General features: G+C 60.5%; 4 protein-coding genes and 1 pseudogene. 2 read left to right on the top strand and 3 right to left on the bottom strand.

What is annotated here, in order from left to right:
• Positions 1-328 (top strand): annotated as a pseudogene (locus tag EOA86_RS28080) (amino acid ABC transporter substrate-binding protein); the annotation flags it as partial.
• A gap of 5 nt (positions 329-333) precedes the next feature.
• Here the strand turns inward: EOA86_RS28080 and EOA86_RS28085 are convergent.
• The 3 genes from EOA86_RS28085 to EOA86_RS28095 all read right to left on the bottom strand — a co-directional run bounded on the left by EOA86_RS28085 (position 334) and on the right by EOA86_RS28095 (position 2,575).
• Positions 334-1,332, bottom strand: a complete 999-nt coding sequence (locus EOA86_RS28085) for a sigma-70 family RNA polymerase sigma factor (RefSeq protein ID WP_128344654.1) — start codon at positions 1,330-1,332, stop codon at positions 334-336.
• A 22-nt stretch (positions 1,333-1,354) separates the two neighbouring features.
• A complete protein-coding gene (locus EOA86_RS28090; RefSeq protein ID WP_128344656.1) occupies positions 1,355-1,894 on the bottom strand; it encodes a dihydrofolate reductase family protein in 540 nt (179 codons plus the stop codon).
• Between the two features lie 141 nt (positions 1,895-2,035).
• Positions 2,036-2,575: an Lrp/AsnC family transcriptional regulator gene (locus EOA86_RS28095; RefSeq protein ID WP_065008381.1), complete on the bottom strand. Its 540-nt coding sequence runs from the start codon at positions 2,573-2,575 to the stop codon at positions 2,036-2,038.
• A 48-nt stretch (positions 2,576-2,623) separates the two neighbouring features.
• Between EOA86_RS28095 and EOA86_RS28100 the strand changes: the two genes are divergently transcribed.
• The coding region (locus EOA86_RS28100) for an MFS transporter (RefSeq protein ID WP_164892045.1) at positions 2,624-3,194 on the top strand (571 nt) is incomplete at its 3' end.

Consider the following 3,194-nt stretch of genomic DNA (forward strand, 5'->3'; position numbering starts at 1 on the left):
GTCCTATGATGCCGGCGCTATCGTCGGGTTGGCCATAGCCATTGCCGGTTCCGAGGACCCGGCCAAGATCAAGGACGCGATCTACAAGGCGGTCGATCCGGCCGGCACGCCGATCTATGCCGGCAAGGACGAGTTCGCCAAGGCGCTCGGCCTGATCAAGGATGGCAAGCCGATCCGTTACGAAGGCGTCATCGGCCCGGTCGCATTCGACAAATACGGCGACATCACCGGCCCGTTTCGCCTCTGGAAGATCGTCGACGGCAAGGTGACGACCGACGGCGAGATGACCACGGATGACGTCAACGCCCTGCAGGCGAAGCTTCAGTAAGGCGCCTATGTCTTGTCCGGCATCATTTCACTAGGGTTGATGCCGGACACTTGCATCGTCCCGTTTGTTGCCCGGGCATGCGCCGGTTGGTTGGGGATGGAAACGAACACCGCTCTGGCCGCCGGCATTATCCAGGGACAGGCGTAATAATCGGCAATGCGGTTTATGACCCCGTCGATCGCTTCGATCCGAACCGGATGGGCTGGTTTCCAACCGCCTTCGGCGCGGTGGAGCACGAGCAGCACCGCTTCGCCATCGATCTCGCCAGTCACCATCTTCCAGGTCATTTGGGCGTTTTCATACTCGACAAAATAGGGCGATTCCAACAACTGGCCCTTGAAGCAATCCGCGACCCGCAATTGGGCATCGGCGCTGGTCAACGCCCGCACGCCATCCCAGTCACGGCGATTGAAAAGCTCGACATAGCGGTTGAGCAATTTTGAAAGCTCGGCATTGCGCTGGGACTCCGAACGGACGTCTGGTTCGTTTGGCAGCATCGCCAGCTTGGAGCGTCCACGGCTCAACGCCGCCTTGACGCCACCCACGGTCGAGCCGACGAGGCCGGCGATCTCTTCCAGCGAATAGTCGAATACATCCTTGAGCAGGACGCAGGCGCGTTCCTTGGGCGGCAGGTGGATCACCAGCCGTTCGATCGCGCGATCGGCGCCCTGGCCCGGCGGCTCGATCGGCAGGATGATTTCGTTTTCGACAAAATTGGCCTCCGCACGCTCGCGCGCTTGTCTGCTTCGCAGGAAATCGATGCAGCGATTATGCGCAATGCGAAACAGCCAAGTGCGAAGAGCGCTCGGATCGTCAAGCTTCACGATCTTCCGATAGGCTTCGAACAGGGCCTCCTGCATGACGTCTTCGCCGTCGAGCGTCGAACCTGTCATGCGTGCACAGTAGCGGTGCAGCCGTCCGCGCAAATGTGCGACCGTCTCCAGGAACGCGGCGTAGCGGACGTCAAAAAGCCCGGTTGGATCGACTCTTGGCTGCATCTTCATGGTATCAATATCCAGAGACGGATCACCGTGGGATATAGGTCAGCGTGATGACGCCGTTCTTGAACCGGTGCGTGTTTACAAGCTCCAGCTTGACCAGGGACGGCTCGATATCCTGGAAAGCGCGTTTGCCATGGCCCACACGGGTGGGCACGATGGAGAGCTGATACTCGTCGACTAGCTTGTTGGCGAGCAGCGTCTGGTCGAGATTGCTCACCCCATATTTCAGTATGTCCCCGCCGGCCTGCTGCTTGATCCTGGCGATTTCGGCGGCGACATCACCCTCGATCAGCGACGCGTTCCAGCTCACGTCTTTGAGGCTGCGTGATGCGACAAGCTTCTTCAGCCCGTTCATGCGATCCATATACTTGCTACCCTTGACCTGCGGCCAGCGCGCCGAAAACATTTCATAGGTCACGCGACCGAGCAGGAAAAAATCCGCCTCGCCAGCCTTTTGGTAAGAATGCTCCCTGGCTTCTTCGTCGAAGAAGGGCGAAGCCCAGTCCATTGGTGCTTCAATGACGCCGTCCAGCGAAATGAAGCTGCCCACGATCAATTTTCTCATTGCACGTCTCCGGTTGCGCAGCAGGCCTTCCCGTCATGATCGAGAACCGGCGAACGAACCGGTCCCTCGATCGTGACAAGGCACCCGATAGCTAAGACGTTCCCGGTTCGATTTTGGATACGTGCGTGAAGATCGTTTGAACTAATACAGCGGCTTGGCCATGTGCCGGGGCGACGGCCATTCTGTCGTGATCCCCGGCTGCACCGGCCGCTCGAGATAGGTCGACAGAACCACGTAGCTTCGTGTCGAGGTGACGCCGGGCGTTTCGTAAAGCCGCGACAGCAGGCCTTCGAGCGCCCGAGTGTCCTCGGTGCGGACCTTGATCAGCATGCATGTGTCGCCGGCCACCGAATGAATCTCCTCGACTTCGGGGTGCTCGGAAATCGCCATCAGTTCGGGGGTCTTTCCCCAACCCTTGGTGTCGATGTGCACGAAAGCGAGCAACGGCTTGCGCACCGCCTTGGGATCGATGATCGCCGCGGTGTTGCGGATGGCGCCGCTGCGCCGAAGCCGCTTCACCCGTTCATGCGCTGCCGGCGGCGACAGGCCGACGCGATCACCGAGCTCGGCATAGCTGATCGTGGCGTCATCGACCAGAACGCCTAATATCTTTCGGTCGGTTGCGTCAACGTCGCGGGCAGCAGGCCGGTTCTGCGGAACGCCATCTGTTTCTTCATCCATAATGAAGTTCCTTATTGATACAGAATTTAATACGGCCATTATGGCCATATGTCGAACAGTGATCAAGCCGCAACTTTGACGGCAAGGCCGCCTATCCCGGCGCTCGCTTATCTGCTGACCGGATGCATAGCCGTGATCGGCTCCAACTCGCTGGTCCTCGGTCCGATAGCACCGGCAGTGGCCGCGTCGTTTACGACGAGCGTGCCGGCCGTCATGATCGCGTCCGCTGCGTTCGGTCTTGGCACGTCGGCAAGCGCCTTGTTCCTGGCGCGCTATATAGATCGGCTCGGCGCCCGCCGCATGCTGCAAGGGGCGTTGCTGCTGCTGGCGATAGCACTTGTCTCCAGCGCTGCCGCGCCGACGGTAACAACGCTGGTTGCGGCCCAGCTTCTCGCCGGCATCGCTGCCGGTGTCGCCATGCCGGCAATCTATGCCAGCTCGGCAGCGATTGCGCCGCCTGGCCGCGAAAGCGGGACGATCGGCGTCGTGCTGACCGGATGGACCCTCAGCATGGTGGCCGGCGTCTCATTATCGGCGGTGCTTGCCGACCTCGTGCATTGGCGCGCTGTTTTTGCGGCGGTAGCGGTCCTTGCGGCGCTCGCATTGACCGGTCTTACGC

This window comes from Mesorhizobium sp. M5C.F.Ca.IN.020.32.2.1 (genome assembly GCF_004023105.1).
GTDB lineage: Bacteria > Pseudomonadota > Alphaproteobacteria > Rhizobiales > Rhizobiaceae > Mesorhizobium > Mesorhizobium wenxiniae.

Excerpts from the sequence above, each read along its gene's own strand:
- EOA86_RS28095 (WP_065008381.1), bottom strand. The coding sequence starts at position 2,575 with ATGGATGAAGAAACAGATGGCGTTCCGCAGAACCGGCCTGCTGCCCGC.
- EOA86_RS28090 (WP_128344656.1), bottom strand. The coding sequence starts at position 1,894 with ATGAGAAAATTGATCGTGGGCAGCTTCATTTCGCTGGACGGCGTCATT.
- EOA86_RS28085 (WP_128344654.1), bottom strand. The coding sequence starts at position 1,332 with ATGAAGATGCAGCCAAGAGTCGATCCAACCGGGCTTTTTGACGTCCGC.